The 26,970-nt window shown below is 49.8% G+C and carries 29 protein-coding genes; 27 read left to right on the forward strand and 2 right to left on the reverse strand.

Annotated elements, in window-relative coordinates; all coding sequences use genetic code 11:
• The first annotated feature begins 43 nt into the window (after positions 1–43).
• From H6A13_RS09410 to purD, 27 genes are all read left to right on the forward strand, one after another.
• Complete coding sequence (locus H6A13_RS09410) at positions 44–367, forward strand: PadR family transcriptional regulator (RefSeq protein WP_204909363.1); 324 nt, start codon at positions 44–46, stop codon at positions 365–367.
• Positions 364–1,014 carry a DUF1700 domain-containing protein gene (locus H6A13_RS09415; RefSeq protein WP_204909336.1) on the forward strand — a complete coding sequence of 217 codons (651 nt, stop codon included), beginning with the start codon at positions 364–366 and terminating at the stop codon, positions 1,012–1,014. The genes H6A13_RS09410 and H6A13_RS09415 overlap by 4 nt, the downstream gene beginning before the upstream one ends.
• Entirely contained in the window at positions 1,011–1,919 is a 909-nt protein-coding gene (locus tag H6A13_RS09420; RefSeq protein WP_204909337.1) for a DUF4097 family beta strand repeat-containing protein, read from the forward strand. The genes H6A13_RS09415 and H6A13_RS09420 overlap by 4 nt, the downstream gene beginning before the upstream one ends.
• Positions 1,920–1,997: 78 nt before the next feature.
• Complete coding sequence (locus H6A13_RS09425; RefSeq protein ID WP_204909338.1) at positions 1,998–2,192, forward strand: alpha/beta-type small acid-soluble spore protein; 195 nt, start codon at positions 1,998–2,000, stop codon at positions 2,190–2,192.
• A 112-nt stretch (positions 2,193–2,304) separates the two neighbouring features.
• Positions 2,305–2,976 carry a WecB/TagA/CpsF family glycosyltransferase gene (locus tag H6A13_RS09430; RefSeq protein ID WP_204909339.1) on the forward strand — a complete coding sequence of 224 codons (672 nt, stop codon included), beginning with the start codon at positions 2,305–2,307 and terminating at the stop codon, positions 2,974–2,976.
• A 148-nt stretch (positions 2,977–3,124) separates the two neighbouring features.
• Positions 3,125–4,213 carry a PucR family transcriptional regulator gene (locus H6A13_RS09435; RefSeq protein ID WP_204909340.1) on the forward strand — a complete coding sequence of 363 codons (1,089 nt, stop codon included), beginning with the start codon at positions 3,125–3,127 and terminating at the stop codon, positions 4,211–4,213.
• Positions 4,214–4,229: 16 nt separating this feature from the next.
• Entirely contained in the window at positions 4,230–4,916 is a 687-nt protein-coding gene (gene ftsE, locus H6A13_RS09440; RefSeq protein ID WP_204909341.1) for a cell division ATP-binding protein FtsE, read from the forward strand.
• Positions 4,906–5,814 (forward strand): permease-like cell division protein FtsX, encoded by a 909-nt coding sequence (gene ftsX, locus H6A13_RS09445; RefSeq protein ID WP_204909342.1) that lies wholly within the window; start codon positions 4,906–4,908, stop codon positions 5,812–5,814. The genes ftsE and ftsX overlap by 11 nt, the downstream gene beginning before the upstream one ends.
• Positions 5,815–5,832: 18 nt before the next feature.
• On the forward strand, positions 5,833–6,945 hold the full coding sequence (locus H6A13_RS09450; RefSeq protein WP_204909343.1) for a murein hydrolase activator EnvC family protein: 1,113 nt from the start codon (positions 5,833–5,835) through the stop codon (positions 6,943–6,945).
• Positions 6,946–6,986: 41 nt separating this feature from the next.
• A complete protein-coding gene (locus tag H6A13_RS09455; RefSeq protein ID WP_204909344.1) occupies positions 6,987–8,147 on the forward strand; it encodes a S41 family peptidase in 1,161 nt (386 codons plus the stop codon).
• Between the two features lie 96 nt (positions 8,148–8,243).
• Positions 8,244–9,542 carry a dihydroorotase gene (locus H6A13_RS09460; RefSeq protein ID WP_204909345.1) on the forward strand — a complete coding sequence of 433 codons (1,299 nt, stop codon included), beginning with the start codon at positions 8,244–8,246 and terminating at the stop codon, positions 9,540–9,542.
• A gap of 1 nt (position 9,543) precedes the next feature.
• Complete coding sequence (gene pyrF / locus H6A13_RS09465; protein WP_204909346.1) at positions 9,544–10,461, forward strand: orotidine-5'-phosphate decarboxylase; 918 nt, start codon at positions 9,544–9,546, stop codon at positions 10,459–10,461.
• 97 nt (positions 10,462–10,558) lie between these two features.
• The gene (locus H6A13_RS09470; protein ID WP_204909347.1) at positions 10,559–11,350 is read left to right on the forward strand and encodes a dihydroorotate dehydrogenase electron transfer subunit; all 792 of its coding nucleotides are present in this window, start codon (positions 10,559–10,561) and stop codon (positions 11,348–11,350) included.
• Entirely contained in the window at positions 11,350–12,252 is a 903-nt protein-coding gene (locus H6A13_RS09475; RefSeq protein WP_204909348.1) for a dihydroorotate dehydrogenase, read from the forward strand. The genes H6A13_RS09470 and H6A13_RS09475 overlap by 1 nt, the downstream gene beginning before the upstream one ends.
• Positions 12,253–12,254: 2 nt before the next feature.
• Positions 12,255–13,787, forward strand: a complete 1,533-nt coding sequence (locus H6A13_RS09480) for a DUF1538 family protein (protein ID WP_204909349.1) — start codon at positions 12,255–12,257, stop codon at positions 13,785–13,787.
• Positions 13,788–13,797: 10 nt separating this feature from the next.
• Positions 13,798–14,490 (forward strand): P-II family nitrogen regulator, encoded by a 693-nt coding sequence (locus H6A13_RS09485; protein WP_204909350.1) that lies wholly within the window; start codon positions 13,798–13,800, stop codon positions 14,488–14,490.
• Positions 14,491–14,670: 180 nt separating this feature from the next.
• Positions 14,671–15,438, forward strand: a complete 768-nt coding sequence (locus H6A13_RS09490; protein WP_204909351.1) for a GNAT family N-acetyltransferase — start codon at positions 14,671–14,673, stop codon at positions 15,436–15,438.
• Between the two features lies 1 nt (position 15,439).
• Positions 15,440–15,886: a GNAT family N-acetyltransferase gene (locus tag H6A13_RS09495; RefSeq protein WP_204909352.1), complete on the forward strand. Its 447-nt coding sequence runs from the start codon at positions 15,440–15,442 to the stop codon at positions 15,884–15,886.
• 238 nt (positions 15,887–16,124) lie between these two features.
• On the forward strand, positions 16,125–16,805 hold the full coding sequence (pyrE, locus tag H6A13_RS09500) for an orotate phosphoribosyltransferase (protein ID WP_204909353.1): 681 nt from the start codon (positions 16,125–16,127) through the stop codon (positions 16,803–16,805).
• Positions 16,806–16,864: 59 nt separating this feature from the next.
• The gene (locus H6A13_RS09505; RefSeq protein ID WP_204909354.1) at positions 16,865–17,017 is read left to right on the forward strand and encodes a hypothetical protein; all 153 of its coding nucleotides are present in this window, start codon (positions 16,865–16,867) and stop codon (positions 17,015–17,017) included.
• Positions 17,018–17,049: 32 nt separating this feature from the next.
• Positions 17,050–17,547: a VanZ family protein gene (locus H6A13_RS09510; RefSeq protein ID WP_204909355.1), complete on the forward strand. Its 498-nt coding sequence runs from the start codon at positions 17,050–17,052 to the stop codon at positions 17,545–17,547.
• Positions 17,498–17,905, forward strand: a complete 408-nt coding sequence (locus H6A13_RS09515) for a DUF6142 family protein (protein ID WP_207751877.1) — start codon at positions 17,498–17,500, stop codon at positions 17,903–17,905. Before H6A13_RS09510 ends, H6A13_RS09515 begins: the two co-directional genes overlap by 50 nt.
• A 1-nt stretch (position 17,906) precedes the next feature.
• Positions 17,907–19,949: an aminopeptidase gene (locus tag H6A13_RS09520; protein WP_204909356.1), complete on the forward strand. Its 2,043-nt coding sequence runs from the start codon at positions 17,907–17,909 to the stop codon at positions 19,947–19,949.
• Positions 19,950–20,025: 76 nt separating this feature from the next.
• Positions 20,026–20,538: a 5-(carboxyamino)imidazole ribonucleotide mutase gene (gene purE, locus H6A13_RS09525; RefSeq protein WP_204909357.1), complete on the forward strand. Its 513-nt coding sequence runs from the start codon at positions 20,026–20,028 to the stop codon at positions 20,536–20,538.
• Between the two features lie 60 nt (positions 20,539–20,598).
• Complete coding sequence (gene purM / locus H6A13_RS09530) at positions 20,599–21,624, forward strand: phosphoribosylformylglycinamidine cyclo-ligase (protein ID WP_204909358.1); 1,026 nt, start codon at positions 20,599–20,601, stop codon at positions 21,622–21,624.
• Entirely contained in the window at positions 21,618–22,250 is a 633-nt protein-coding gene (gene purN, locus H6A13_RS09535; protein ID WP_204909359.1) for a phosphoribosylglycinamide formyltransferase, read from the forward strand. Before purM ends, purN begins: the two co-directional genes overlap by 7 nt.
• A 4-nt stretch (positions 22,251–22,254) precedes the next feature.
• Positions 22,255–23,526, forward strand: coding sequence for a phosphoribosylamine--glycine ligase (purD, locus tag H6A13_RS09540; RefSeq protein ID WP_204909360.1), 1,272 nt, complete (start codon positions 22,255–22,257; stop codon positions 23,524–23,526).
• Positions 23,527–23,590: 64 nt separating this feature from the next.
• Here purD and H6A13_RS09545 read toward each other — a convergent pair whose 3' ends face one another.
• Together H6A13_RS09545 and H6A13_RS09550 are read right to left on the reverse strand one after the other, a co-directional pair.
• The gene (locus tag H6A13_RS09545) at positions 23,591–25,813 is read right to left on the reverse strand and encodes an alpha-galactosidase (RefSeq protein WP_204909361.1); all 2,223 of its coding nucleotides are present in this window, start codon (positions 25,811–25,813) and stop codon (positions 23,591–23,593) included.
• Positions 25,814–25,966: 153 nt separating this feature from the next.
• Complete coding sequence (locus tag H6A13_RS09550) at positions 25,967–26,824, reverse strand: MurR/RpiR family transcriptional regulator (protein ID WP_204909362.1); 858 nt, start codon at positions 26,822–26,824, stop codon at positions 25,967–25,969.
• Positions 26,825–26,970: the final 146 nt, after the last annotated feature.

Genomic DNA, 26,970 nt, shown 5'->3' on the forward strand with positions numbered 1-26,970 from the left:
ACATATAAGTATAGTATCAGAAATCAGCAAGGGAGTGAAACGTATGGTATTTAACACCGGAGCGGCGCTTCTGGATGCGATCGTACTGGCGGTGGTCTCAAGGGAACAGGAAGGGACCTACGGATACAAGATTACCCAGGATGTAAGGAAAGTTCTGGAGGTTTCAGAATCCACCCTGTATCCGGTCCTTCGAAGGCTTCAGAAGGACGAATGCCTGGAGGTTTACGACCGGCAGTTTGACGGGAGGAACCGCAGGTATTATAAGGTGACGCCAAAGGGAACCGCGCAGTTGAATCTGTATCATGAGGAGTGGAAACTGTATTCCAGAAAAATTCAGGAACTATTTGAGGGAGGTGCGGCAATATGAACCGGATCGAATTTATGACAGAACTGGCATCGCTTCTGCAGGATATTCCGGCAGAGGAGAGAAGAGATGCGATGCAGTATTATAATGACTACTTTGACGATGCGGGAGAGGATCAGGAACAGCAGGTGATCGATGAACTGGAAAGCCCGCAGAAGGTGGCGGAAAAGATTAAGGCGGATATGACAGGAGAAGAGGTAGAGCAGCAAGCCGGAGAGCAGCAAGCCGGAGAGCAGCAAGCCGGCGGCCAGACGTTTTTCTCCGGGAGCGGACGGACCTGGAAGATCATCCTGATTGTTGTGATCGGTCTGTGCGCGCTGCCTGTCATCCTTCCGGCAGTACTGGGGATTCTCGGCGCGGCCTTAGGAGTCGTGCTGGCGGTCTTTGGATTCTTTTTGGGTCTGGTACTTGCAGCGGCCTCCATTCTTATTGCCGGGATCGCGCTGATCATTGCCGGCATCTGGTGCATCGTGCCGGAACTTGCCATCGGCCTTGCGCTGATCGGCAGCGGGCTGATCGTGTCGGTTCTGGGAGTGCTCGCGCTGGTAGGATCGATCAAATTATGCGCAGTGGTATTTCCGGCGATCTGGAAAGGGGTTGTGTGGATCTGCCGGAAGCCCTTTGAGAGAAAGGCGGTGAACCGGTCATGAAAAAAGGATGGAAGATATTCTGGATCGTGTGCGGCTCTCTGGCTGGGCTGGGGCTTGTGCTCTGTATGGCGTCTCTTGCGCTTGGAGTCACCACAGACCAGATCCGTCTGCGGATCGGCGACGGGATCGGGATCCATACACATGGGTTTTTCAAATTTGCAGATGAGGAGGATCCGGATGGTCAGGATTTTGACCGGGATCTTCGGGAAACATATAACGGAGTAGAAAATATTGAGGCGTTTGTCTATGCCGGCAAGGTAAAGATCCTGCCCGGCGATGTGGATGAAGTGACGGTAGAGACCAGCAGGATCAATCAGGAACTGCATCTTAAGATCGATCAGGATGGAGACTGTCTGACTCTGGATACAGACGATGATGTCTGGGGCGTCAATTCCGGCGGGGAGGAAGGCGAGATCTGCATCTATATCCCCAGGGGGCAGAGCCTGGGAACCATTGATTTTGAACTGGATGCCGGTACCTTATATATAGAAGATATCTGTGCCGGGGAACTGAAGGTAGACGCAGGAGCCGGCGAGGCCAGCCTTCAGAATATCCAGGCGTCAACAGCGGATATTGACTGTGGCGTAGGAAGCGTGACAGGAAACGGATGCATTTCCAGTGAACTGGACGCAGATGTGGGCGTCGGAAGCCTGGAATTTACCCTGGCTGGAACAGAAACGGATTATGACTATGCGATCAGTGTAGGCGTCGGCGAGGTGAAGTGTGGAGGCAGCCGGTATTCCGGACTTGGATTTGCCAAGGAAATTGACAACCATGCGGGACGCACCGTAGAGATCGACTGTGGCGCCGGATCGGCCGCGGTCTCCTTTGACGGGACGGCTCATCACGACTGGGGAGAGGGGCACCACCAGGAATGGGGAAATGGGGCCCATCACGCAGAGTAATCTGTACTTTTTACAGATACAAGTATAAATCCACCGGCATCTGTCCATACTTATGGAAAAAGAAAGGGGCAGATGCCGATGGCAGCAAAAAAAGACCGTCCGGTCGACTGGAAGAATCTGACCGAACAGGAGAAAATGAAATACGAGATCGCCGGGGAACTGGGACTATTGGATCAGGTAATGCGGGAAGGCTGGAAATCGTTGTCTTCAAAAGAAACCGGGAGAATAGGAGGGCTGATGACAAAAAAGCGCAGACAGGAGCAGAAAAAATAACAGAAATATTAAAAATATTAAGAAGTATGAACAATTCGTGATAACGGTTGAAAAGGGAATATCCATTTGCTATAATCGAAAAACTGGTAAGAGAATGTAAGTGGGTGACAGCATGGATCAGAGAATAGATGTTTTAGGAATTGATATAGACAGCTGTACCGCCAAAGAAGCCCTGCGAAAGACCATCGGTTACATGGACTTTGTGCCCATAAGCACCGTAGAGATGCTGACCGTCGACGGGCTGATGCAGATGGGGGAATCCCCGGAGATCAAGGAAGAGGTCTGTAAATTCGACCTGGTAATGGCCGGGGACAAGACCCTTTTAGAGGCAGCGGATATCACGGAGCATAAAATCCTTCAGGAGACGCAGGATCAGGTGTTCCTGAAGCTTTTTTTGCGGTATCTTCATAAGAATCATAAAAGAGTCTATCTCCTGGTGGAGTCCGAGGAGGAAGGACAGCGCTTTTTTGACTATCTGCAAAGGTATTACGAAGGCGTACAGGTGATAGGGCTGGCAAAGGTCTCGGCCGCGAACCGGGCGGACGATATGCTGGTCAACGCCATGAACGGCGGAGAGATCGACTGCATCATCGCAGCGCTTTCGGCGCCGCTGCAGGAAGATTTCATTATTAAAAATAAGAACCTTCTGGATGTGCGGATCTTTCTGGGGATTGGCAAGACGACCCTTCCGGTATGCAGGAACGGGTTTTTGACAGGAAAGATCGGACAATTTCTGGTAAAATCCATTTTTAAAAGAGAGATTGAAAAGAGCAGACAAAAATAATCTTGAGGAAATTAACAAAATTTTGTGATTTCCTCTTTATTTTTTTGGTAAAATATATTAAGATAAACTCTGTAATATACATTTTTACTACAAGTTTTTCAACTTTGTTGTGAAAAATGTATATTGAAACTGGTGGAGGAGATGACATATGATATCTAATCAAATACTTCAAAATACGATTGAAGGATTGAAAGGGATTACACGAATTGATTTCTGCGTGATGGACACGGACGGAAAGGCACTGGCCAGTACATTTGCCGAGCAGGCGGATTATGAAGAAGAAGTCGTTTCTTTTGTAGAATCTCCTGCAGACAGCCAGGTGGTACAGGGGTGTCAGTTCTTTAAGATATTTGATGAACATCAGCTGGAGTATGTCCTGATGGCCAGAGGAGAGAGCGACGACGTCTACATGGTGGGCAAGATCGCTGCATTCCAGATCCAGAATCTTCTGGTGGCCTATAAAGAGAGGTTTGATAAAGATAATTTTATCAAAAATCTTCTGCTGGATAACCTGCTTCTGGTGGACATTTATAACCGTGCCAAAAAATTACATATTGACACAGAAGTCAGACGTGTTATCTTTATTATTGAGACAAAGCACGAAAAAGACAGCAATACACTGGACAATGTCAGAGGTATGCTCGGCGGACGAGCCAGGGATTTCGTGACTGCGGTAGATGAGAAGAATATTATCGTTGTGAAAGAGCTGGAGCCTTCGGACGGTTATCCGGAGGTGGATAAGACGGCTCAGAACCTTTACTCCCTGCTGAAGGAAGAAGAGGGCGAAGATGTTCTGATCGCATACGGGACTATCGTTGGAGATATCAAAGAGGTATCAAAGTCATACAAGGAAGCCAAGCTGGCGCTGGACGTGGGCAAGATCTTTGCAGGGGAGAAAAACGTGATTGCCTTCAGTGCTTTGGGGATCGGACGATTGATCTATCAACTGCCGATTCCGCTCTGTAAGATGTTCATACGTGAGATTTTTGAGGGAAAATCGCCGGATGATTTCGATGAGGAGACGTTGACCACCATCAACAAATTCTTTGAGAATAATCTGAACGTATCTGAGACATCCAGACAACTGTACATTCACAGAAACACGCTTGTGTATCGTCTCGACAAGCTCCAGAAAAGTACGGGGCTTGATCTTCGTGTGTTTGAAGATGCGATCACTTTTAAGATCGCCCTGATGGTCGTAAAGTACATGAAGTACATGGAGTCGATGGAGTATTGATAACCAGGAGGAAAGTATGATTGAATTAAAAGAAGTAACGAAAGAGTACTCAAAAGGGGTTGCTGCTCTGAACGGTGTTAATCTTAAGATCGAACAGGGTGAATTTGTATTTATCGTGGGCGACAGCGGATCTGGAAAATCCACATTGATCCGTCTGATCCTGAAGGAACTGGAGCCCACATCCGGCAAGATTATTGTCAATGGTCAGGACTTAAGCAGACTGAAACACCGGAAGATCCCGATGTACCGCAGAGGTATCGGCGTTGTATTCCAGGATTTCCGTCTTCTGAAGGACCGCAATATCTATGAAAATATTGCATTTGCACAGAGAGTTACAGAAAAACCGAGCAGGGTCATTAAGAAAAAAGTGCCTGCGGCACTGTCTCTTGTAGGCCTTGCGCAGAAATATAAGTCATTTCCAAAGGAGCTGTCAGGGGGAGAACAGCAGAGAGTTGCTATCGCCAGAGCCATCGTAAATGAGCCGGCGATCCTGCTGGCTGACGAGCCGACCGGTAACCTGGATCCGACGAACTCATGGGAGATCATGAAGCTTCTGGAGGAGGCAAACAACCGTGGAACAACGGTGCTGGTCGTTACACACAACCAGGAAATCGTAAACGAAATGAAAAAGCGCGTTGTTACAATGAAAAAGGGAGTTATTGTAAACGACGAGAAAAAAGGTGGGTATAATAATGAGAATTAGTACAGTAGGGTATTCGATGAAACAAGGGGTAAAGAACATCGGAAGAAATAAGTTGTTCTCCATTGCTTCCATCGCGACGATGGCGGCGTGTATCTTCCTCTTCGGTCTGTTTTATTCCATTGTAGTGAACTTTAACTATATTGTGGAAAAAGCGGAAGAGGGCGTAGCGATCACCGTGTTCTTTGAAGAGGACGCGACAGATGAGCAGAAAGAAGAGATTGGCGAAGAACTGAAAAATGCAGACGGCGTGCTGGAAGTGAATTATGTCAGCGCCGAGGATGCATGGGATCAGTTCCAGGAAGAGTATTTTGGCGATAACGCAGAACTGGCGGAAGGTTTTCAGACAGATAATCCGCTGGCAAATTCTGATAACTATGAAGTATATATGGCAGACGTATCCAAGCAGTCAGACGTTGTAAAATTCGCGGAAGGGCTGGAGGGCGTCCGGGACGTCAACCGCTCTGATGTGGTGGCAAAGACTCTGACAAGCGTGAATCGTCTGGTGGGATATGTATCTATTGCGATTATTGCGATCCTTCTTGCGGTATCCATTTTCCTGATCAGCAATACGGTCACCATGGGTATTACCGTCAGAAGAGAGGAGATCGCGATCATGAAATATATCGGTGCAAAGGACGGATTCGTCCGGGCGCCGTTCGTGATCGAGGGTCTGCTGATCGGCGTGATCGGCGCATTGATCCCGCTGGCGCTTCTGTACTTTATGTACGACAAGGCAGTGGCATATGTAATGACCCGGTTCAGCCTGCTGAACAATATCATTGATTTCCTTCCGGTAACGACCATTTACAGAACTCTTCTCCCGATTGGCATTGCGCTGGGAGTCGGTATTGGTTTCGTGGGAAGTTTCTTTACCATTCGGAAGCACCTGAGAGTATAATTAATAAGGGGGATACATATGATGTTAAAAAAGCGAATCATTAGTCTGGTATTGACGCTTGTTATGTGTCTGGGTGTTGCGATCCAGGCGGACGCGTCCGAGCTGAACGAAACCAAGGAAAAAGCTTCCCAGCTGGAGAGCAAGAAAAAAGCCGCTGAGAGCGAAAAAGCTTCTCTTGCCGCGCAGCTGGAGACGATCGCCGCTGACATGGAGGAGATGCAGGGCAAGATCGAGAAAAAGGAAGCAGAGCTTTTTGCCAAGGAAGAAGAACTGATTCAGGCAAAAGTTGAGGAAAACGACCAGTATGAGGACATGAAGAAGCGGATCAAATATATGTATGAGAACGGAAATGTTCAGTTCATCGAGATCCTGCTGGAGTCCCAGACGATTGCCGATTTTCTGAATAAGGCGGAATATATCAACACCATTTCCGAGTACGACCGGGATATGCTGGATGAATTCCAGGCGGTAGTGAAGAAAGTAGAGAAACAGGAAGCTGAGATCCGCGATGAGTATGAAGAGATGGGCGAGATGCAGGATGCTCTGATCGCCAAGCAGGACGAAGTATCTACTCTGGTTGCGGAAAAAGAGGCAGAGATCAGCGAGCTGGGCAGCCAGCTTGATGAGACGAATGCGAAGCTTTCCGAACTGCAGGCTGCTGCAGAAGCTGCTCAGCGTAAGCAGGCAGAGGCAACCAGTGGATATCAGCCGAGCAATGCAGGAGCTGCTGTTGTAACAGGAAATGGCACCTTTACCCATCCATGCCCGGGATACACTTATATCTCCAGTTATTTCGGATACAGGGAACAGCCGCTGGCAGGAGCAAGTACCAACCATAAAGGTATGGACTTTGCGGCTCCGCAGGGAACCCCAATCTATGCGGCGGCCGGAGGTACCGTGGTATCTGCGGCATACAGCGGAAATGCGGGAAATATGATCACCATCAGCCATGGCAACGGTCTTGTGACGATTTATATGCACTGCTATCAGATGTTTGTATCTGCAGGACAGTCTGTCAGCAAGGGACAGAACATTGCCAGCGTGGGAACCACCGGTAATTCTACGGGACCGCATCTCCATTTCCAGGTGAACGTAAATGGTGTGCCGACCAATCCGCAGAATTATTTCTAGGCAGCGTGGCCGGACAATTTATTTGGAACAGGAAGAATAAAATGAGATCAAAGAAATCATTTTTACAGGGGGCGCTTTTTGGCGCCCTCATTGTATTATCAGGGGCAGGGATCGTATCCTGCGGCGTCAGGCTTTCGAAAGATGCATCCTCTGAAGAGAAGGTAGAGGCGCTTAAGAAGCTGATCGACGAAAAATATATGGGGGAAGTGGATGAAGATGCCTTGAAGGAAGGACTCTACAAGGGCTATGTCCAGGGACTCGACGATCCGTATTCTGTCTATTATGACGAGGAAGAGACAAAAGAACTCTATGAGACCACAGAAGGAGAATACAGCGGGATCGGCGCGGTGTTAAGCCAGGATCTGAAAAGCGGTGTGATCACGCTGGTCCAGATCTATGAGGATTCGCCTGCAGATAAGGCCGGGCTGAAAGACGAGGATATCCTGACGAAAGTCGGGACGCTTGATGTGACAGGGATGGATCTTTCGGAAGTGGTGACTTACATCAAAGGAGAGAAAGGGACAGAGGTCGAACTGACGGTGCTCCGGGGAGAGGATGCAGACGAGGTGACGGTGACGGCTGTCCGTGATACTGTGGAGGCGCAGACAGTAGAATACGAGATGCTGGAAGACCAGATCGGGTATCTTGCAGTCAGTGAGTTTGATTCGGTCACCTATGGGCAGTATGAAGAGGCGCTGGAAGCATTGTCGGATCAGGGGATGGAAGGCCTGGTGGTAGATCTCCGGAACAATCCGGGCGGAAACCTGAATACGGTCTGCGATATGCTGGACCTGGTGCTGCCGGAAGGGACCATCGTGTATATGGAGGATAAAGAAGGAAAACGGCAGACCTATTCTTCGGACGACGCCCATCAGCTGGATGTGCCCATGGCCGTGCTGGTAAATGGTAACAGCGCCAGTGCTTCCGAGATATACGCCGGCGCGATTCAGGATCACGAGGCCGGAACGATTGTCGGTACACAGACCTATGGAAAAGGTGTGGTCCAGCAGATTTTCGACCTGGGAGACGGTACCAGCGTGAAGCTTACGATTGCGGAATATTTCACACCGAAGGGGCGGAGCATCAACGGAGAAGGAGTGACGCCGGATCTGGAAGTGGAATATGAGCCGGATGAAAAGGATCCGGAAGCGGATAATCAGCTGGAGGCGGCTGCAGAGGCAGTAAAACAGGCAGTGGAATAAGCCCGGCCGGTTTGCGGGTTCTGAATTAAACCTTTTCTTTTTCGGCCTGCCTATGGTAAAATAAAAACACAACTGTTTCAGGAAAGGAAAGCGAATATGACGATATTAATCCAAAACGGCCATGTGATCGATCCGCTGACAGGGCGGGATGAAGTGTGTGATGTTCTGGTGCGGGATGGAAAGATCCAGAAGATAGGGACCGGTCTTCCGGAAGAGGCGGAGCAGGTTCTGGACGCTTCCGGGTGCTATGTCATGCCGGGACTGATCGATCTCCATGTACATTTCCGGGATCCGGGGCTGGAGTACAAGGAAACCCTGGAAACCGGCGCAAGGGCGGCTGCCCGTGGCGGCGTCACTACTGTCTGTGCCATGCCCAATACCAGGCCGGTGATCGACACGGCGGAAAAGGTGGCGGATGTACACGCCAGAGCAAAGAAGGACGCCCTGGTCCATGTGATCCAGATCGGCGCCGTGACCAGAGGGCAGGAAGGAAAAGAGCTGGCTGACATTGCAGGAATGGCAAGGGAAGGATGCCACGCGATCAGTGAGGACGGGAAGTCCGTGATGAACGCTTCCCTGTACCGGAAGGGCATGCGGGAGGCAAAAGCAAACGGTCTGGCCGTATTTGCCCACTGCGAGGACATTACCATGGTGGAAGGCGGCGTGATGAACGCGGACGAAAACGCGGCGCGCCTGGGACTGAAGGGAATCACCAATTCCGTAGAAGATGTGATTGTGGCAAGAGACATCCTGCTGGCAAAGGAGACCGGAGTGCGGCTGCATCTGTGCCACTGTTCTACTGCGGACAGCGTGGAGATGATCCGGCTGGCCAAAGAAGAAGGACTGCCGGTGACAGGCGAGGTGTGCCCGCATCATTTCACCCTGAGCGCGGACGATATCAGGGAAAATGACGGAAATTATAAAATGAATCCCCCGCTTCGAAGCAAAGCGGATGTGGAGGCGCTGAAAAAAGGTCTCAAAGAAGGCATCATGGACGTGATTTCCACAGATCATGCGCCTCACAGCGAGGAAGAAAAGAATCAGCCCATGGAGAAAGCGCCCTTTGGCATCGTGGGACTGGAGACTTCCGCAGCGCTTACCTATACGGAACTGGTAAAACCGGGGATTTTAAGTATCATGGATATGGCGGAAAAAATGAGCCTGAATCCCGCGAAAATCCTGGGATTATCAGACCGCGGAAGCATTTCCGAAGGGAAACGGGCGGATCTGGTGGTATTTGATCCGAACCGGGAGTACCGGATCGATAAGACGACATTTTTATCAAAAGGCAAAAATACGCCGTTTGACGGACGGAAAGTGACCGGAGATATCAAATATACGCTGGTGGACGGCAAAATCGTATACGAAAATCAGGCATTGACAGGAGGAAACTAAAGTGATCAATCAGTTGACAGCAAAGATTAAAAAGACAGGAGCGCCGATCGTGGTGGGGCTGGACCCCATGCTGAACTATGTGCCGCAGCACATTCAGAAAAAAGCATTTGCAGAATTTGGAGAGACACTGGAAGGAGCGGCAGAGGCAATCTGGCAGTTTAACAAAGAGATCGTGGACAAGACTTATGACCTGATCCCGGCGGTAAAGCCACAGATTGCCATGTACGAGCAGTTCGGACTTCCCGGGCTTGCCGCATTTAAGAAGACCGTAGATTACTGTAAGGAAAAAGGCCTGGTGGTGATCGGCGATATCAAGCGCGGAGACATCGGCTCCACTTCCGCAGCCTACGCAGTAGGCCATATCGGAAAAGTACAGGTGGGAAGCAGATCCTACGCGCCGTTTGACGAAGACTTTGTGACCGTCAATCCGTATCTTGGCTCCGACGGCATCAACCCCTTCCTGGACGTGTGCAGAGAAGAGAAAAAAGGCATTTTCGTCCTGGTAAAAACCTCCAATCCGTCCAGCGGAGAATTTCAGGACCGGCTCATCGACGGCCGTCCGCTCTATGAACTGGTGGGCGAAAAAGTGGCACAGTGGGGCGAGAGCCTGATGGGTGAAGAATACAGCTATGTAGGAGCCGTTGTCGGCGCAACCTATCCGGAGATGGGAAAAGTATTGAGAAAGATCATGCCCAAAGCCTACATTCTGGTGCCGGGCTACGGCGCCCAGGGCGGAAAAGGCAAGGACCTGGTACACTTCTTCAACGAAGACGGTCTGGGGGCGATCGTCAACTCCTCCCGCGGCATCATAGCAGCCTATAAACAGGAAACATATGCAAAATACGGCGAAGAGAACTTCGCAGATGCGTCCCGCGCAGCGGTAGAAGATATGATCGCGGATATCCGCAGCGCGTTATAACAGGACGTAGACAAATGCAAAAGGTCTACGTCCCAAATTGCAAATCAGGGTGTCCCAAATTGAATTTCAGGGTGTACCCGAAAGGAGAAAATCGTACATGAAGAAGAAGGAACAGGCGTTGGTGATTTCGCAGGAAATGCTTGCCGACGGGATTTTTAGTATGTGGATCCGCACAGATGCGGCAAATGCGGCGAAGCCGGGGCAGTTTTTGTCTATGTACACGGATGACGGAACGAAGCTTTTGCCCAGGCCGATCAGCATCTGTGAGATTGACAGGGACGGGGAAGCGCTGCGAATGGTATACCGTGTTACCGGCCCGGAGACGGGGACGGAGAAGTTTTCCCGTTTGCAGGCGGGGGATAAGATCGAGATTGTCGGCCCGCTGGGAAATGGATTCCCGCTGGAAAAAGCCGCCGGTAAACGGGCGATGCTGATGGGCGGCGGGATTGGCGTTCCTCCAATCCTGGAGCTGGCAAAGGAGCTGGCAGGCGAACTGGAACCGGCACAGAAGATGATCGTCGTCGGATACCGGGACAGTCAGACGTTTCTGAAAGAAGAGTTTGAGCAAAACGGTGCATTGTATCTTTCTACGGAAGATGGCAGTGTGGGGACAAAAGGAAATGTGATGGACGCTGTCCGGGAGAATCAGCTGGACGCTGATATTATCTATGCCTGCGGCCCGACGCCGATGCTGCGCGCGATCAAGGCGTATGCCCAGGAAAATGGTATCGAATGTTATATTTCTCTGGAAGAGCGGATGGCCTGCGGGATCGGCGCATGCCTGGGCTGCGTCTGCAAGAGCAGAGAAAAGGACGAGCACAGCAACGTGCATAATAAGAGGGTCTGCAAGGACGGCCCGGTATTCCTGGCTTCGGAGGTGGAAATCTGATGAATATGAAGATCAACATAGCGGGAGTGGAGTGGAAAAATCCCGTGACAGTCGCCTCCGGCACATTCGGATCCGGAGAAGAGTTTTCGGAATTTGTTGACTTGAACCAACTGGGTGCTGTAACCACCAAGGGGGTGGCAAATGTTCCCTGGGCCGGTAATCCGACGCCCAGAGTTGCGGAAGTATACGGGGGCATGATGAATGCCATCGGCCTGCAGAATCCGGGGATTGATGTTTTCTGCCGCCGGGATATCCCGTTTCTGAAGCAGTTTGATACGAAGATCATTGTCAATGTCTGCGGCCATGCGCCGGAAGAGTATCTGGCGGTGGTGGAGCGCCTCGCCGACGAGCCCATTGATATGATGGAGATCAATATTTCCTGTCCCAATGTAAATGCAGGTTTCCTGGCTTTTGGGCAGGATGCAAAGCATGTGGAGAAACTGACCGCCCAGATCAAGAAGATCGCAAAACAGCCCGTGATCATGAAGCTGACGCCTAATGTAACGGATATTACAGAGATCGCGAGAGCGGCGGAGGCCGGCGGCGCGGATGCGGTTTCCCTTATTAACACGCTGACCGGCATGAAGATCGACATTCACAGGAGGACCTTTGCCCTGGCAAATAAGACCGGCGGAGTGTCCGGCCCGGCAGTGCATCCTGTGGCCGTGCGGATGGTCTATCAGACGGCGCAGGCGGTCAAGATCCCGATCATCGGAATGGGCGGCATTTCCACAGCAGAAGACGCCATTGAAATGCTTCTGGCAGGAGCCACGGCTGTGGCGGTGGGAACAGCCAACTTCCACAATCCTTCCGCGGCGGCGGATGTTGTGGATGGAATTGCGGCTTATATGAAACAATATGGCATAGAAGATGTTCGTGAATTGATTGGAGGGGTCCGTTAGCAGTGGAGTTATACCAGACAAGGTTTGCTGAAAAATTAAAGGAGGCACTGACTGCAGTGTCTCCTACGATTGGAATTGTGTTATTGTTAAGCTTTACGATCGCACCCATTCCGCCCAGTATCCTGCTGCTCTTACTATTTGGCGCAGTGCTTTTGATCATCGGGATGATGTTCTTTACGCTGGGAGCGGAACTTGCGATGACGCCGGTGGGAGAGAAGATCGGCACCCGCATCGCCAATTCCCGGAATCTGGGGATCGTATTGCTGTTGTGTTTTCTGTTAGGCTTTATTATTACTATATCGGAGCCGGATCTGCAGGTGCTTGCAGAGCAGGTTCCGTCCGTTCCAAACGCCGTGCTGATCCTGGCGGTGGCTGTCGGCGTGGGATTCTTTCTGATGATCGCAATGCTTCGTATGCTTTTTTCTAAAACGCTGCGTTCCCTTTTGATTCTGTTTTATTTCCTGGTGTTTGTACTGGCATTTTTTGTACAGGATGACTTTCTGGCTGTCGCTTTTGATTCAGGCGGCGTGACCACCGGTCCCATGACGGTTCCATTTATCATGGCTCTGGGCGTGGGCTTTGCTGCGGTTCGAAGCGATAAACATGCAGAAGACGACAGCTTCGGTCTGGTTTCTCTTTGTTCCATCGGGCCGATCCTGGCGGTGCTGCTTCTGGGGCTTTTGTATCATCCGGAAAGTACCGGATATGCGGGTTCCGAGATCCCGGTGATCCGGGACTCTGTAGAGTTGTGGAGATATTTTGCCGCAGGGCTTCCGAAATATATCGAAGAAATCGCAGTTTCACTCCTGCCGATCATCCTCTTTTTTGCTGTATTTCAGATGATTTCTCTGAAAATGCGTGGAAGACCGTTGAAAAAGATCGTGATCGGAATGGTGTATACTTATGTGGGTCTGGTGCTGTTTTTGACAGGCGTAAATGTAGGGTTTATGCCGGCCGGAAATTATCTGGGAGCCATGATCGCGGGACTTTCCTACCGTTGGGTATTGATCCCGATCGGTATGGTGATCGGTTACTTTATCGTAAAAGCGGAGCCTGCGGTGTACGTGTTGAAAGAGCAGGTAGAAGAAATCACGTCCGGGGCGATCTCAGGGGAGGCCATGGGACTTAGCCTGTCTCTTGGCGTATCCGTATCCATTGGACTTGCCATGATCCGGGTGCTGACAGGAATCTCCATTTTCTGGTTCATTCTGCCGGGATATCTGATCGCGCTGGCGCTGTCTTTCTTTGTCCCAAAGATATTTACTGCGATTGCATTTGACTCGGGCGGCGTGGCATCGGGGCCGATGACGGCAACCTTTCTTCTGCCCTTTGCCATGGGAGCCTGTGAGGCTGTTGGCGGAAATATCGTGCAGGACGCCTTTGGCGTGGTGGCTATGGTAGCCATGACGCCGCTCATTACGATCCAGATCATGGGCGCTGTATACAAGTACCGTTTTGCGCATGCCAGAGCCGAGGAAGCGCTGGAGGCTTCCTATCTGGATATCTGGGCGGATGACGATATCATAGAATTGTAGGAGGAACTGTATGAATCATATCTATCTGATGGGGATTATTATCAACCGGGGAATGCGGGAAAAGTTTCTCCAGTTTTTTAAGGAATATCACATCGAGGTGACGTTTGCTTCACTGGGCCGGGGAACAGCCAGTAGTTCTCTTCTGGATTATCTGGGCATGGAAGCCGCGGAAAAAGCGGTATATGTAGCTGTGGTCACCCGGAAAACATGGATACAGCTGAAAAAAGGCCTGTACACCAGGCTTCGGATCGATGTACCGGGCCGGGGAATTGCATTTCTGATCCCGTTAAGCAGTGTGGGCGGGAAAAAGGTACTGCAATATCTGACGGCAGGCCAGAAACTTGAGATTGAGGAGGAGAGCGTTTTGAAAAATACAGAGTATGAATTATTGGTTACCATCGCAAATTCTGGTTATACAGAGATGATCATGGATGCGGCCAGAAGCGCCCATGCTCCCGGAGGGACTGTGATCCATGCAAAAGGGACCGGCGCGGAACATGCAAAAACATTTCTTGGGATCTCTCTTGCGGAGGAAAAAGAAATGGTGTTCATTGTAGTAAAGACATCGCAGAAAAATGAGATTATGCGCGCCATTATGGAGAAGGCCGGAACCGGGACCAAGGCCGGCGGCGTGATCTTCTCTCTTCCGGTGACGGATACCGCCGGAATCCGACAGATCGAGGAAGAACTGGAAGAAGAGTAACTGATTTTGAAAATAAAAGTGCTGCAGGATATCTGTCCTGCAGCTTTTTATATGACCGGAAAGGAATGATTCCCGCGAAGAAACGAGAGCAGTTCGTTTAAATATTCGGGAGCGTTTCCTTGAGAAAATGAAGGGATAATGGTATGCTATTAAAAAGCACTGACCGGAGGCAAAGAGGTTATGACAAATCGTGAAGTCCTGCGGATTGCCATGGAGCAGTCTGCGATAGATATCAATTGTAAAGCGGATGATTTTCTGAGAACAGAGCATGTGATCGTAGAATCTAAGATTGGACCGGATGCAAGAAAGTATTATCATGAACCGGTCGCACTGGATCTGGTCTCATATGGAAACAATATTGTTGCGTCTGTAAAAGATGAATATCGGGAAATTGCAGAAGAGTATATTCATAAATATGAATTTTATCATTGTTTTGAGACGCCTAACATGTATTGGCTGAACGAACGCCTTGCACCGTTTGGGCAGAAAGTATGCTTTATGGCAGAGTATTATCTGCCGGATCTGAACCGGATGAAACCGTTGCCCTGCAGTTATCCGTTGCGGATTCTCACACAAAAGGATTTTACAGATTTATACAGGCCAGAGTGGAGCAATGCATTGGTTGAGGGCAGAAAGGAATTTGATGTCCTCGGAGTTGGCGCATATGACGGGGAAAAGTTGATCGGTCTGGCGGGCTGTTCTGCAGACTGTGATATGATGTGGCAGATCGGGATAGATGTGCTGCCAGAATACAGGAATAAGGGAATTGCTTCTGCGCTGACAAGCAGGCTGGCCTTGGAAGTTCTTGAGAGAGGGAAAGTGCCGTTTTATTGTACTGCCTGGTCTAACATCCCATCAGTTCGTAACGGGATCAAGAGTGGATTTCTTCCTGCGTGGGCACAGATGACCGTAAAACCTGTGGATTTTATAGAGGAGATGAACCGCTGATATGCACTATAGGAAAGCAACAATCGAAGATATCCCGGAACTGGCAAGGATCCGCAAGATGCAGCTTCATGATGAGGGACCGCAGCCGGAAGAAACGATGGATGAGGAACTGGAAGTCTATTTTTCTGAAAAAATGGCGGACGGATCTCTGATCCAGTGGGTGGCGGAAGATGATAACCGGATCATTGGGACAGGAGCGATTATTTTTATGGATTTTCCGCCGTCTTTCACGAACAAGAGTGGAAAGCAGGGATATATTGCAAATATGTACACCAGTCCGGGATACCGTGGAAAAGGGATTGCCACAGAGATTCTGGAAAGGTTGATCCGGGAGGGGAAGCAAAGAAAGATTACAAAATACATTCTCTATGCATCCTGCCATGGGCGCCCGGTGTATGAGAGATATGGGTTCCGGGACGCAGGAGCGTGGATGGAACTGAAATTATAAAATCATCAAGATGAGGAGAAAAGGTTATGGAAGAGAAAATCATCAGAAGCGCCATCCTGGCACATGGAAGCAACAAAAGTTTTCATTTATCCCTGGAGGAACTGATTTCCAGATATCAGGCATAAATGTAATTCATTCTTACGGAAACAGACTGAATTGAAAAACCCTGTCTGATATGTTAGAATTGTTAAATGAAATAGGATCATTAGCAAAGATTAACTACACGGAGGTTTTAGATATGGAAAGCTACAAGCAGGAATTTATTGAATTTATGGTAGAAAGCGACGTGCTGAAGTTCGGAGAATTTACGCTGAAGAGCGGGAGAAAATCTCCGTTTTTTATGAATGCGGGCGCTTATGTGACAGGAACCCAGCTGAAGCGTCTGGGAGAATACTATGCAAAGGCGATCCACGAGACCTATGGAGATGATTTCGACGTGCTGTTCGGGCCGGCTTACAAGGGAATCCCGCTTGCGGTGGTAACTGCCATCGCTTACAGCGAATTGTACGGGAAGGAAGTACGTTACTGTTCTGACCGCAAGGAGGAGAAGGATCACGGCGCGGACAAGGGAAGCTTCCTGGGAAGCAAATTAAAGGACGGCGACCGGGTGATCATGATCGAGGATGTGACGACGTCCGGAAAATCTATGGAAGAGACGGTTCCAAAGGTAAAAGGAGCGGCAGACGTGGAGATCAAGGGCCTGATGGTATCTTTAAACCGGATGGAAGTAGGAAAAGGCGGAGAAAAATGCGCTCTGGACGAGGTGAGAGATCTCTATGGTTTTGACACCGCGGCCATCGTTACCATGGAAGAAGTGGTGGAATACTTATATAACCGGGAATGCCAGGGAAAAATCGTGATTGATGATACATTAAAATCTGCGATTGACGCATATTATGAACAGTACGGCGCAAAATAGAGGCCGGAAGAAGCGAGGGGAAGACGCAGGCGAAAGATTCAGGTTCAGGAGGGATATGTATGAATGAGAAGGCATATAAAGCAATGAGTATAGTCGGAGCGGCAAATATCGCAGTCGGGATCGTTATCCTGGTTGTGGGCATTGCGGCCGGTGTGATCGCGATCGTCAGCGGGGCAAAGCTCCAGAAAGAGAAACAGGGACTCACTTTTTAAGTGGCTTTTCTGACAGAAAGGAAGCAGTTTTTTTGAATCTTAAGACGAGGAAGAGGATCCGCGCCCTTGGGAAGATCCTGTTCGTACTGTATGTATTTTTTATTATATATTTCCTGATATTTTCTGACTGGTACGGACGCACGGGCGTATATACGGATTATCATTATAATCTCGTACTCTTTAAAGAAATAAAAAGGTTTTGGGAATACCGGGATCAGGTAGGCTTTTTTGCCATGTTTACCAACCTGTTTGGAAATGTGATCATCTTTATTCCCTTTGGATTTTTCTTACCGATGGCAAGCAGGCGCAGAAGCCTGTCTGCCACGGTATTTTATAGTTTCGGCTTAAGTCTTTGTGTGGAGACGTTTCAGCTGATCTCCAAAGTCGGAAGTTTTGACGTGGATGATCTTTTGCTCAATACACTGGGAGGACTGGCCGGATACATTGTATTTGTGATATGTGCGGCGATAAGGAGAAGAAATGATTCGCATAAGAAGAAAAAGAAAAAGATTAAAAACAGAAGAAGATAGAGCCAGGGCCGCTGCAAAGGCAAGAGAGAAGCAGCGCCGGAAGATGGTCCGGACCAAGTTCGGGCAGGCGCCTCTTCGGCATGCGCGGAAAGGGATCTATGCATGCTTTTACGGAACGGTTGTATTGATTCTGTTATTTTTAATGATCCTGATCTCCTATGTGACAAAAGGGGAAGTCGGGATCCTGATCGGCCTGGTGGGGCTGGGGACTGTGGCGCTGTCGGCGGCCGGTCTGGTCCTTGGGATCCGGGGGCTGAAAGAACGAGATAAAAACTATATCACCTGCAAGGTCGGGATCGCCATGAACGGTGTGTTCCTTGCCGGACTTGCAGGACTATTTATCAGGGGGCTGTTGTAAGATGATTGAAGAAAGATATGAACTTGCCGTGGAGAGAATCCGGCAGATTTATCAGGAAGAAAGTGTAAATGAAAGGTTTCTTCCGTTTTTTAGAGAAACTGCAGAGTTTCTTCTGATGATGGATGAGTTAAAGAAACAGATGGAGGACGGGACATACCGGAAACTTGGCCTGGAAGAACTGGAGACCTGGAACCGGCGCCTTTATGAAGACATCCTTCCGGAGAATTATGGGGAAAGCTTTGGAAATCCGGATTATGCGGTGGACATGCTGGGAGAGGAGTTCGGCCCGCTGTTAAGCGCTTTGTATACCGAACTTCGGGGCGCTATTCCCTATGTATTTGAGGGGAAGACAGAATATCTGGATATCCTGATGGAACTCTTCCTGGAGATCTACTGTCAGTTTGAGGAAGAGGGGGAGCCGGAACCGGCCGCTGTCCGGGATACCATTTACTGGTATGCCAGTGATTATTGTGACGTGTTTGTGGCAGACCGCATCCGGGATCAGATTGATCCGGAGCATTCTTTTGCCGCGGACCTGATCTGCAAAAGTGATCTTAAGGATCTTCGCTATCTGTACTGGTTCGGGGAATATATCACGGAAAATGAAAAGGAAACTGCAAAGTTTCTTCTGACTCTGGATGAGGAAAAGATCCGGAAAATGGCCGACGTGTATACAGAAGGCTACAGGGTCGGATTTGTCAACACTGGAAAAGATCTGTCCAAGAAAGGGACGGTAGAGATCCGGTATGTGATTGGATTTGAGCGGGTGGTGAAGGCTGCCGCCCAGAATTTTAAAGCCATGGGGCTGAAACCGGTATTCTGCCGGTCCGGCGCAAGCGTGCTGACCAGGCGCCAGCAGTTGAAGACCGGTTACTATGGCGGTATTCCCAACAAACAGTTTGATTATGATCATAAAGATGACCAGGCCTTGTTTTTTGATAAGAAATTTGTGGAGCGCAAGCTGGAAGTGATCCAGACCACCTATGAGCATGAAAAGGAGCTGGCGTCTCTTATGGCAGGTCCGGCAGTGATCGAGATGTTTGGAGAAAAGCCGTTTTCTCCGGAACATAAAGAGAACGCCCTGAAGCTGGACAAAAAACAGGAGGAGCTCTCCAGACAGTTTGACATCCGGCAGGGACAGATCGTGAACCGCTATATCCGGGGCGATGAGAGAAGCTTTACCATCATTGCCTATCCGGTGCCGGAGATCGGGCCGGACTACAAAGAGATCTTTGAGGAAGTGATCCGGATCAATACTCTGGACGCCAAGGTCTATGAAAAGGTGCAGCAGACGATGATCGACGCGCTGGACCAGGGAGAATACGTGCACATTCTGGGCGGAAATGGCAACCGGACTGATCTGAAGGTACAGTTATACCGGCTGCAGGATCCGCAGAAAGAGACGATTTTTGAGAACTGTGTGGCGGATGTCAATATTCCGGTGGGGGAAGTATTTACCTCTCCTGTGCTGGAGGGAACCAATGGAACGCTTCACGTGAGCAAGGTCTATCTCCATGATCTGCAGTACCGAGATCTGGAACTTACATTTTCCAACGGTATGATCACAGACTATCGGTGCGCGAATTTCCCGAGAGATCTGGAGAACAAGGCGTATATCAAGGATCATATCCTGTATCACCACCAGACCCTTCCGCTGGGAGAATTTGCCATCGGAACCAACACCACTGCTTATGTGGCGGCAAAGAAATATGACATGGAAGATAAGATGCCGATCCTGATCGCGGAAAAGATGGGCCCCCACTTTGCGGTAGGCGATACCTGCTACAGCTGGAGCGAGGACGTTCCGGTCTATAATCCGAACGGGAAGGAGATTGTAGCCAGAGATAATTCGGTATCTATCCGGAGAAAGGAAGATGTTTCCAAAGCATATTTCCAGTGTCATACGGATATTACCATTCCCTATGAGGAACTGAAAAGTATTACGGTGGTGACAAAAGAGGGGGAAGAGATCCCGATCCTGCTGGACGGAAGATTTGTTCTTCCGGGGACGGAGATCCTGAATGAACCGTTGAAAAACCTGTAGAAATCATGTATGATGAACGGAGAAACAAAGTGGACATTTCCTGTCTGCTTAAGTATACAAGGAAAGGATGAAAATAATGGCAAAAGTAGGAATTGTAATGGGCAGTGACTCTGACCTGAAGGTGATGAGCAAAGCCGCATCCATGCTGGAAAAGCTGGGGATTGAGTATGAGATGACGATTATTTCCGCACACAGAGAGCCGGATGTGTTCTTTGAATGGGCGAAGGCAGCAGAAGGAAAAGGGATCAAGGTGATCATCGCGGGAGCCGGTATGGCGGCTCATCTGCCGGGAATGTGCGCAGCGCTGTTCCCGATGCCGGTCATTGGCGTTCCCATGTCCGGAAAAAATCTTGCAGGAGAAGACGCACTGTTTTCCATCGTACAGATGCCGCCGGGAATCCCGGTAGCGACAGTAGCGATCGACGGAGGTATGAATGCGGCGATCCTGGCTGCAAAGATCCTGGCTGTTTCTGATGAAGAACTTCTGAACAAGCTGAAAGATTATACCACAGAGATGAAAGAAACCGTGCAGGCAAAGGCTGCAAAGCTTGATGAGATCGGATATCAGGCATATCTGGACCAGAAATAGACGTTTGGACAGAGTCAAAAAAGATTTTGGGAAAAATAGAAAAAGATAAGGAGACTGGTTATGGATTATAAGAAGGCAGGCGTGGATATTGAAGCGGGATATCGTTCCGTGGAACTGATGAAGGAGCATGTGAAAAAGACCATGCGTCCGGAAGTACTGGGCGGCCTGGGCGGTTTTTCGGGAGCATTTTCTTTAAGTAAGATTAAAGAAATGGAGGAGCCGGTCCTTTTGTCCGGAACAGACGGATGCGGGACAAAGGTGAAGCTTGCAATGGTTCTGGATAAACACGATACCATCGGGATCGACGCAGTGGCAATGTGTGTCAATGATATTGCCTGCGCAGGCGGCGAGCCGTTGTTTTTCTTAGACTATATTGCATGCGGGAAGAATTATCCGGAAAAGATCGCGGATATCGTCAAAGGCGTAGCAGAAGGATGCCTCCAGTCTGAGGCGGCCCTGATCGGCGGCGAGACGGCGGAGCATCCGGGGCTTATGGCGGAAGACGAATACGATCTGGCAGGATTTGCCGTTGGCGTATGCGACCGGAAAGACATGATCACAGGGGAAAACCTGGCATGCGGAGACGTGCTGATCGGCATGGCGTCCACAGGCGTTCACAGCAATGGATTTTCTCTGGTCCGCAAGGTGTTTGATATGACAAAAGAGTCCCTGGAGATGTATTATGACGACCTGGGAACCACTCTTGGCGAGGCGCTTCTTGCTCCAACCAGGATCTATGTAAAGGCGTTGAAAAACGTAAAGAATGCGGGCGTGACCGTCAAAGCCTGCAGCCATATTACCGGAGGCGGGTTCTACGAGAACATTCCAAGAATGTTAAAGGACGGCGTAAAAGCAGTGATTGAAAAAGACAGCTATCCGATCCCGCCGATCTTTGCAAAAATTGCAAAAGAAGGAAATGTAGAAGAGCAGATGATGTATAATACATATAATATGGGTCTTGGCATGGTGATCGCCGTGAACCCTGAAGATGTGGATAAGGCAATGGAAGCCATCCGCGCCGCAGGGGATCAGCCCTATGTAGTCGGCCATATTGAAGGCGGAGAAAAGGGAGTCGAATTATGTTAAATGTAGTTGTCATGGTATCCGGCGGAGGGACCAATCTGCAGGCGATTCTTGACGCGGTGGAAGACGGCAGGATCCGGAATACGAAAATCTGTGCCGTGATCAGTAACAACGCAGGTGCGTATGCCCTGGAGAGGGCAAAAAACCATGGGATCCCTGGAATCGTTATCTCTCCAAAACAGTTTGCTTCCAGAGAAGCGTTTAACGAGGCGTTTCTGGAGGAAGTGGAGAAGCTTCAGCCGGATCTTATCGTGCTGGCCGGATTCCTGGTAGTGATCCCGCCGGCTATGATCCGCAGGTATCCCAACCGGATCATCAATATCCATCCGTCCCTGATCCCTTCTTTTTGCGGGACCGGGTATTATGGGCTGAAGGTCCATGAAGCGGAACTGGAGCGGGGCGTCAAAGTAGCAGGCGCTACGGTGCATTTTGTGGATGAGGGAACGGATACCGGACCGATCATCCTGCAAAAGGCAGTGGAAGTAAAGAAGGGCGATACACCGGAGATCTTGCAGCGCCGTGTCATGGAAGAAGCGGAGTGGAAGATCCTTCCCCGGGCGATCCAGCTGATCGCAGACGGGAAAGTCAGGGTGACCGGTAAGATTGCAGAGGTCATAGAGGAGGATTAAGAAAATGAAAGTGTTGATCGTGGGAAGCGGCGGAAGAGAGCATGCGATCGCTTACAGCGCGGCAAAGAGCGATAAAGTGGACAAGATCTACTGCCTGCCTGGAAATGCGGGGATTGCAGAGTACGCTCAGTGTGAGCCCATCGGCGCCATGGAATTTGAAAAAATCGTGGTATTTGCAAAGGAAAAAGAAGTGGATCTTGTGATCGTAGGAATGGACGACCCGCTGGTAGGCGGTCTGGTGGACTGTCTGGAAGAAGCGGGGATCCGCACCTTCGGCCCCAATAAGGCGGCGGCGATCCTGGAGGGATCCAAGGCATTTTCCAAAGATCTGATGAAGAAGTATCACATCCCGACAGCGGCTTATGAGAATTTCACAGATCCGGAAAAAGCGCTTGCCTATCTGGAAACAGCAAAGATGCCTATTGTATTGAAGGCAGACGGCCTTGCCCTTGGAAAAGGCGTGCTGATCTGTAACACGCTGGAAGAGGCAAAAGAAGGCGTAAAGACGATCATGGAAGATAAGAAGTTCGGAGATGCCGGAAATGAGATGGTCATTGAAGAGTTTATGACCGGCCGTGAAGTTTCTGTCCTTTCTTTTGTAGATGGAAAGGCCATCAAGACCATGACCTCCGCGCAGGACCATAAGCGGGCCGGCGACGGAGATACGGGACTGAATACCGGCGGTATGGGAACCTTTTCTCCCAGCCCCTTCTATACAAAAGAGGTGGATGAGTTCTGCCAGAAACATATTTATCAGGCGACGGTAGACGCCATGCGGGCAGAGGGAAGACCCTTTAAGGGCATCATTTTCTTTGGCCTGATGCTGACAGAAGACGGCCCCAAAGTCCTGGAATACAACGCAAGATTCGGAGACCCGGAAGCACAGGTGGTACTGCCCCGGATGAAAAATGATCTTATCGAAGTGGCGGAAGCCTGCATCGACGGTACGCTGGATCAGGTGGATCTGCAGTTTGAGGATAATGCTGCGGTCTGCGTTGTGCTGGCAAGCGAGGGGTATCCGGTATCTTATCAAAAAGGCCTGCCCATCAGCGGCCTGGAGAAATTCAAGGATGCAGACGGTTACTACTGCTTCCATGCAGGAACCAAATTTGACGGAGATCAGATTGTGACCAGCGGAGGACGTGTCCTTGGCATTACAGCAAAGGGAAAAGATCTGAAAGAGGCGAGAGCCAACGCCTATGCTGCTACAGAATGGGTGCAGTTTGATAACAAATATATGCGTCACGATATCGGAAAGGCGATTGACGAGGCATAAATAGTTCAAACCAATTACAAAAACAGCAGAAGAACCAGGAAATTCTGGTTCCTCTGCTGTTTTTTTATTCTGCTTCCAAAAGATACAATCTGGAATCAAAGTCGCAGCTTATTTCCGTGCCGGGAACTGGTTCCCCTGCGGAAGAGTCGGAAGTCACAAGTCCTGCGTTCATCAGTTCATCTCCGTAGTAGAGGCGTCCGTCCGCGGAATTCTTATAACACAGATCCGGATCCAGACCCGTAAGTGACAGCCTGGTGAACCGGTCGTTGACAGTGTTGAGGACCCGGTACCATCCTACAAGAGCCTGGCGCCGGTCCGGACTTACCACCATCCAGGCGGTCTCGTTATTCTCAAACGGGCTTAGCAGCCGGTAGAAGTCACCGAACTGGATCAGCTCCCGGTGATCCTTCATGAAACGGATCTGTTTCTTGACTTCTTCCTGCTCTTCGGGGGTCAGCCGGTTTAAGTCCAGTTCATACCCGAAGGTTCCAAAATACGCTACATTTGCCCGGGTGTGAAGCGGCGTGTTCCGGTTCAGCTGATGGTTGGGACACATGGATACGTGGCTGCCCATGCTGACAATCGGATAGCCGTAGGAAGAACCGTACTGGATCTTCAGGCGTTCTACCGCGTCGGTATCGTCGCTGGTCCATGCCTGGGGCGCGTAGTAGAGCATACCCGGGTCAAACCTTGCCCCGCCGCTTGCGCAGGACTCAAAGAGAACCTCAGGAAATGCACTGGTCAGGCGTTCATAAAGGTCATAAACACCCAGAATATAGCGGTGGAACACTTCTCCCTGCTGATCTGCCGGGAGAGCAGCGCTCCAGCATTCGCTGATGCTGCGGTTCATATCCCATTTGACATAAGAGACCTTTGCATGGGACAGGATCTTTGCCATCATTTTGTAAATGCAGTCCACCACCTCCGGGCGGGAAAAATCCAGGACATACTGGAAGCGGCCGTGGGAGACGGCGCGGTCCGGCGTCTGCAAGATCCAGTCCGGGTGGGCGCGGTACAGATCGGAATCCTTATTCACCATCTCTGGCTCAAACCAGAGCCCGAATTTGAGGCCAAGGGCTGTGACTTTTTCAGCGATCCCGGTGATGCCTTCCGGTAAAAGAGAAGGAGCGGCCACCCAGTCGCCAAGACCTGCGCGGTCGTTTCGTCTGGCGCCGAACCACCCGTCGTCCAGGACAAATAATTCCACGCCGCATTCTTTTGCCTTCGCGGCAATCTCTACCAGCCGGTCTTCTGTAAAATCAAAATAAGTGGCCTCCCAGTTGTTGAGAAGGATGGGACGGGTTCTGTCCCGCCAGTAGCCTCTGGCCAGCCGGCTCCGATACAGCCGATGAAGCGTCTGGCTTAAGTCATTGAGCCCGTTTCCGGTATAGACCATGACAGCTTCCGGCGTCTGAAAGCTGGCGCCGGGGGTTAATTTCCAGTCAAACCAGTCTGGATGGATGCCAAGGAGCATCCGGGTGGTTCCATGGGTATCTACTTCTGCCTGCGCCAGGAAATTACCGCTGTAAACCAGAGAAAAGCCGATGGCTTCGCCCTGAAATTCATCAGTGTTCGAGCGTTTCATGATTACAAAAGGATTGTGTTCGTGGGAAGAATGTCCGCGCAGGCTTCCAACGGACTGGATCCCCATTTCCAGGCGGCGGACTTTTGCGTGCCGTTCTTTTGCCCAGGCGCCGGAAAACTGGATCATATCATAGCGGTCGTCCGGCAGATCCATGCAAAGACTCATGGCTCTGGTCAGATGAACTGTTTCGTTTCCTTCGTGAAAGAAACAGGCGCTCCTTGTGATGACTGCTTCCTTTGCAAAGATGGTATAGAGCAGATGGAGACGCACGCCGGTTACCGGATCCTTCAGGATCAGCGTCAGCGTTTCGGCTTCTTCGGGAGCTTCGGTATAGGTGGCGGGAAGCCCTGCAAGGCGCGGCTTTCCGGGATGGATCTGGTATCCTTCATATTGGAAATCGCAGATCCGGCTTCCGTTTTCCTGCAGGATCTCCACAGCAGGCTGCCGGTAGTCGCTGGAACCATAAACGCCGTATTCCTGCCTTGTGTGCTCCAGAGAAAAATTCCGGTCATTTTCGAACAGATAGGACGTCATGGGACGGGGAGCTGTCTCCAGAAGATAAGAGTAGTCTTCTTTCTGGTGGATACGCTTCCCAAAGTACAGCTGGCCCATCTGGCGGTTTGGCAGAACCGTCATAATATAGCTGATCTTATCGTTAAATAGATGAAATGTTCTGGATGATTCTTGAAAGATAATGCTCATGGGTTCTTCCTCCTGTCATATTGTTGCTGTTATTGCACGTCTGGTTTTCTATATTGGTTTTCTATATTATAGAAGAAAAGGGGGAAGAAAGGATAGGCGGTCATGTTAGAAAAAACCGTCAAAATGTTAGAAACATTTTGACGGTTTTAGAAATTAATAGGTGCCCAGTTCCTCGATGAACCGGTCGATCTTTTTCAGACGTTTCTCAATTCCCCGGACCTTGTGGCTGATCGTGTCCAGTAAGGCTTCTGCCACAAACTGGGGAGCCACCATGGAATTGAAGAAATTGTTGCTGTTCACAGGAGCGGTTAAAAGCACCGACGCATATTCTGACAGAAGCGCGCTTGGCTTATCTGTAATGACAATGATCTTGGCTCCTGCCTCCTGCGCCATTTTCGCGGTCAGTTTATCCATGGAAGAATACCGCGGGAAACTGAAGATGATCAGGCAGTCGTCTTTGGAAATATTGCAGATATGGTCGATGGGGCTGATGGGCGAGGCGTTGGTCATTTCTACATTGGGTACCATATGTTTCAGATACAGCAGAAAATAATCGCCCAGGCAGGAATTTCCCCTGGAACAGACAATATATTTATGTTTACTGCCAATGATCGTGTCCGCGGCTTCCTCAAAAGTCTGGATGGTGTTGTTGACAAAAATGGATTCCAGATTTTTGGCGGAGTTCTTCAGGTGGCGCTTCAGGTATTCCGCATTGTCATTTAATTTGGCCCTTTTGGCGATCCGCTGCGAGGGAACGGTAATGCTGCTGGAAATACTTAACACCTTGTCCTGATAATCCTTACGAAGCGCTTTTTGAAAGTCCATGAACCCGCTGTAGCCAAGGGACCGGCTGAAACGGATCACGGAGGATTCGCTGACTCCGAGCTTTAACGCGATCTCGGTGGACGTCATAAAGCAGGCATCCGCAGAGTGGTCGAGGATATATTTCGCGATCATTTTCTGGGTTTTTGTAAGGTTTGCATTTCGGATCGTCTCACGTAATTCTTTCATAATGATATACCTCTCTCTCTGGGATCCTTATATTTCAATTTAATCATGAAATTTATAAATATGCAAGTAAATTGTAAAAACAATTAACAAAATTAAAGCGCAATAAAAAGTTTTGTGAAAAAAATAACTTTTATTGAATATTATAC

Origin of the sequence: Mordavella massiliensis, from assembly GCF_016902415.1 — a bacterium.
Taxonomy (GTDB): domain Bacteria; phylum Bacillota; class Clostridia; order Lachnospirales; family Lachnospiraceae; genus Merdimonas; species Merdimonas faecigallinarum.

Bases quoted from the DNA above. Each gene is read 5' to 3' on its own strand.
- H6A13_RS09460 (WP_204909345.1), top strand. From the start codon at position 8,244: ATGACGATATTAATCCAAAACGGCCATGTGATCGATCCGCTGACAGGG.
- H6A13_RS09485 (WP_204909350.1), top strand. From the start codon at position 13,798: ATGAATCATATCTATCTGATGGGGATTATTATCAACCGGGGAATGCGG.
- H6A13_RS09505 (WP_204909354.1), top strand. From the start codon at position 16,865: ATGAATGAGAAGGCATATAAAGCAATGAGTATAGTCGGAGCGGCAAAT.
- purN (WP_204909359.1), top strand. From the start codon at position 21,618: ATGTTAAATGTAGTTGTCATGGTATCCGGCGGAGGGACCAATCTGCAG.
- H6A13_RS09550 (WP_204909362.1), bottom strand. From the start codon at position 26,824: ATGAAAGAATTACGTGAGACGATCCGAAATGCAAACCTTACAAAAACC.
- H6A13_RS09425 (WP_204909338.1), top strand. From the start codon at position 1,998: ATGGCAGCAAAAAAAGACCGTCCGGTCGACTGGAAGAATCTGACCGAA.
- ftsE (WP_204909341.1), top strand. From the start codon at position 4,230: ATGATTGAATTAAAAGAAGTAACGAAAGAGTACTCAAAAGGGGTTGCT.
- H6A13_RS09515 (WP_207751877.1), top strand. From the start codon at position 17,498: ATGATTCGCATAAGAAGAAAAAGAAAAAGATTAAAAACAGAAGAAGAT.
- H6A13_RS09420 (WP_204909337.1), top strand. From the start codon at position 1,011: ATGAAAAAAGGATGGAAGATATTCTGGATCGTGTGCGGCTCTCTGGCT.
- H6A13_RS09410 (WP_204909363.1), top strand. From the start codon at position 44: ATGGTATTTAACACCGGAGCGGCGCTTCTGGATGCGATCGTACTGGCG.
- H6A13_RS09495 (WP_204909352.1), top strand. From the start codon at position 15,440: ATGCACTATAGGAAAGCAACAATCGAAGATATCCCGGAACTGGCAAGG.
- ftsX (WP_204909342.1), top strand. From the start codon at position 4,906: ATGAGAATTAGTACAGTAGGGTATTCGATGAAACAAGGGGTAAAGAAC.
- purE (WP_204909357.1), top strand. From the start codon at position 20,026: ATGGCAAAAGTAGGAATTGTAATGGGCAGTGACTCTGACCTGAAGGTG.
- H6A13_RS09430 (WP_204909339.1), top strand. From the start codon at position 2,305: ATGGATCAGAGAATAGATGTTTTAGGAATTGATATAGACAGCTGTACC.
- H6A13_RS09435 (WP_204909340.1), top strand. From the start codon at position 3,125: ATGATATCTAATCAAATACTTCAAAATACGATTGAAGGATTGAAAGGG.
- H6A13_RS09450 (WP_204909343.1), top strand. From the start codon at position 5,833: ATGATGTTAAAAAAGCGAATCATTAGTCTGGTATTGACGCTTGTTATG.
- H6A13_RS09455 (WP_204909344.1), top strand. From the start codon at position 6,987: ATGAGATCAAAGAAATCATTTTTACAGGGGGCGCTTTTTGGCGCCCTC.
- H6A13_RS09490 (WP_204909351.1), top strand. From the start codon at position 14,671: ATGACAAATCGTGAAGTCCTGCGGATTGCCATGGAGCAGTCTGCGATA.
- pyrE (WP_204909353.1), top strand. From the start codon at position 16,125: ATGGAAAGCTACAAGCAGGAATTTATTGAATTTATGGTAGAAAGCGAC.
- H6A13_RS09415 (WP_204909336.1), top strand. From the start codon at position 364: ATGAACCGGATCGAATTTATGACAGAACTGGCATCGCTTCTGCAGGAT.
- H6A13_RS09470 (WP_204909347.1), top strand. From the start codon at position 10,559: ATGAAGAAGAAGGAACAGGCGTTGGTGATTTCGCAGGAAATGCTTGCC.
- purM (WP_204909358.1), top strand. From the start codon at position 20,599: ATGGATTATAAGAAGGCAGGCGTGGATATTGAAGCGGGATATCGTTCC.
- H6A13_RS09475 (WP_204909348.1), top strand. From the start codon at position 11,350: ATGAATATGAAGATCAACATAGCGGGAGTGGAGTGGAAAAATCCCGTG.
- H6A13_RS09545 (WP_204909361.1), bottom strand. From the start codon at position 25,813: ATGAGCATTATCTTTCAAGAATCATCCAGAACATTTCATCTATTTAAC.
- purD (WP_204909360.1), top strand. From the start codon at position 22,255: ATGAAAGTGTTGATCGTGGGAAGCGGCGGAAGAGAGCATGCGATCGCT.
- H6A13_RS09520 (WP_204909356.1), top strand. From the start codon at position 17,907: ATGATTGAAGAAAGATATGAACTTGCCGTGGAGAGAATCCGGCAGATT.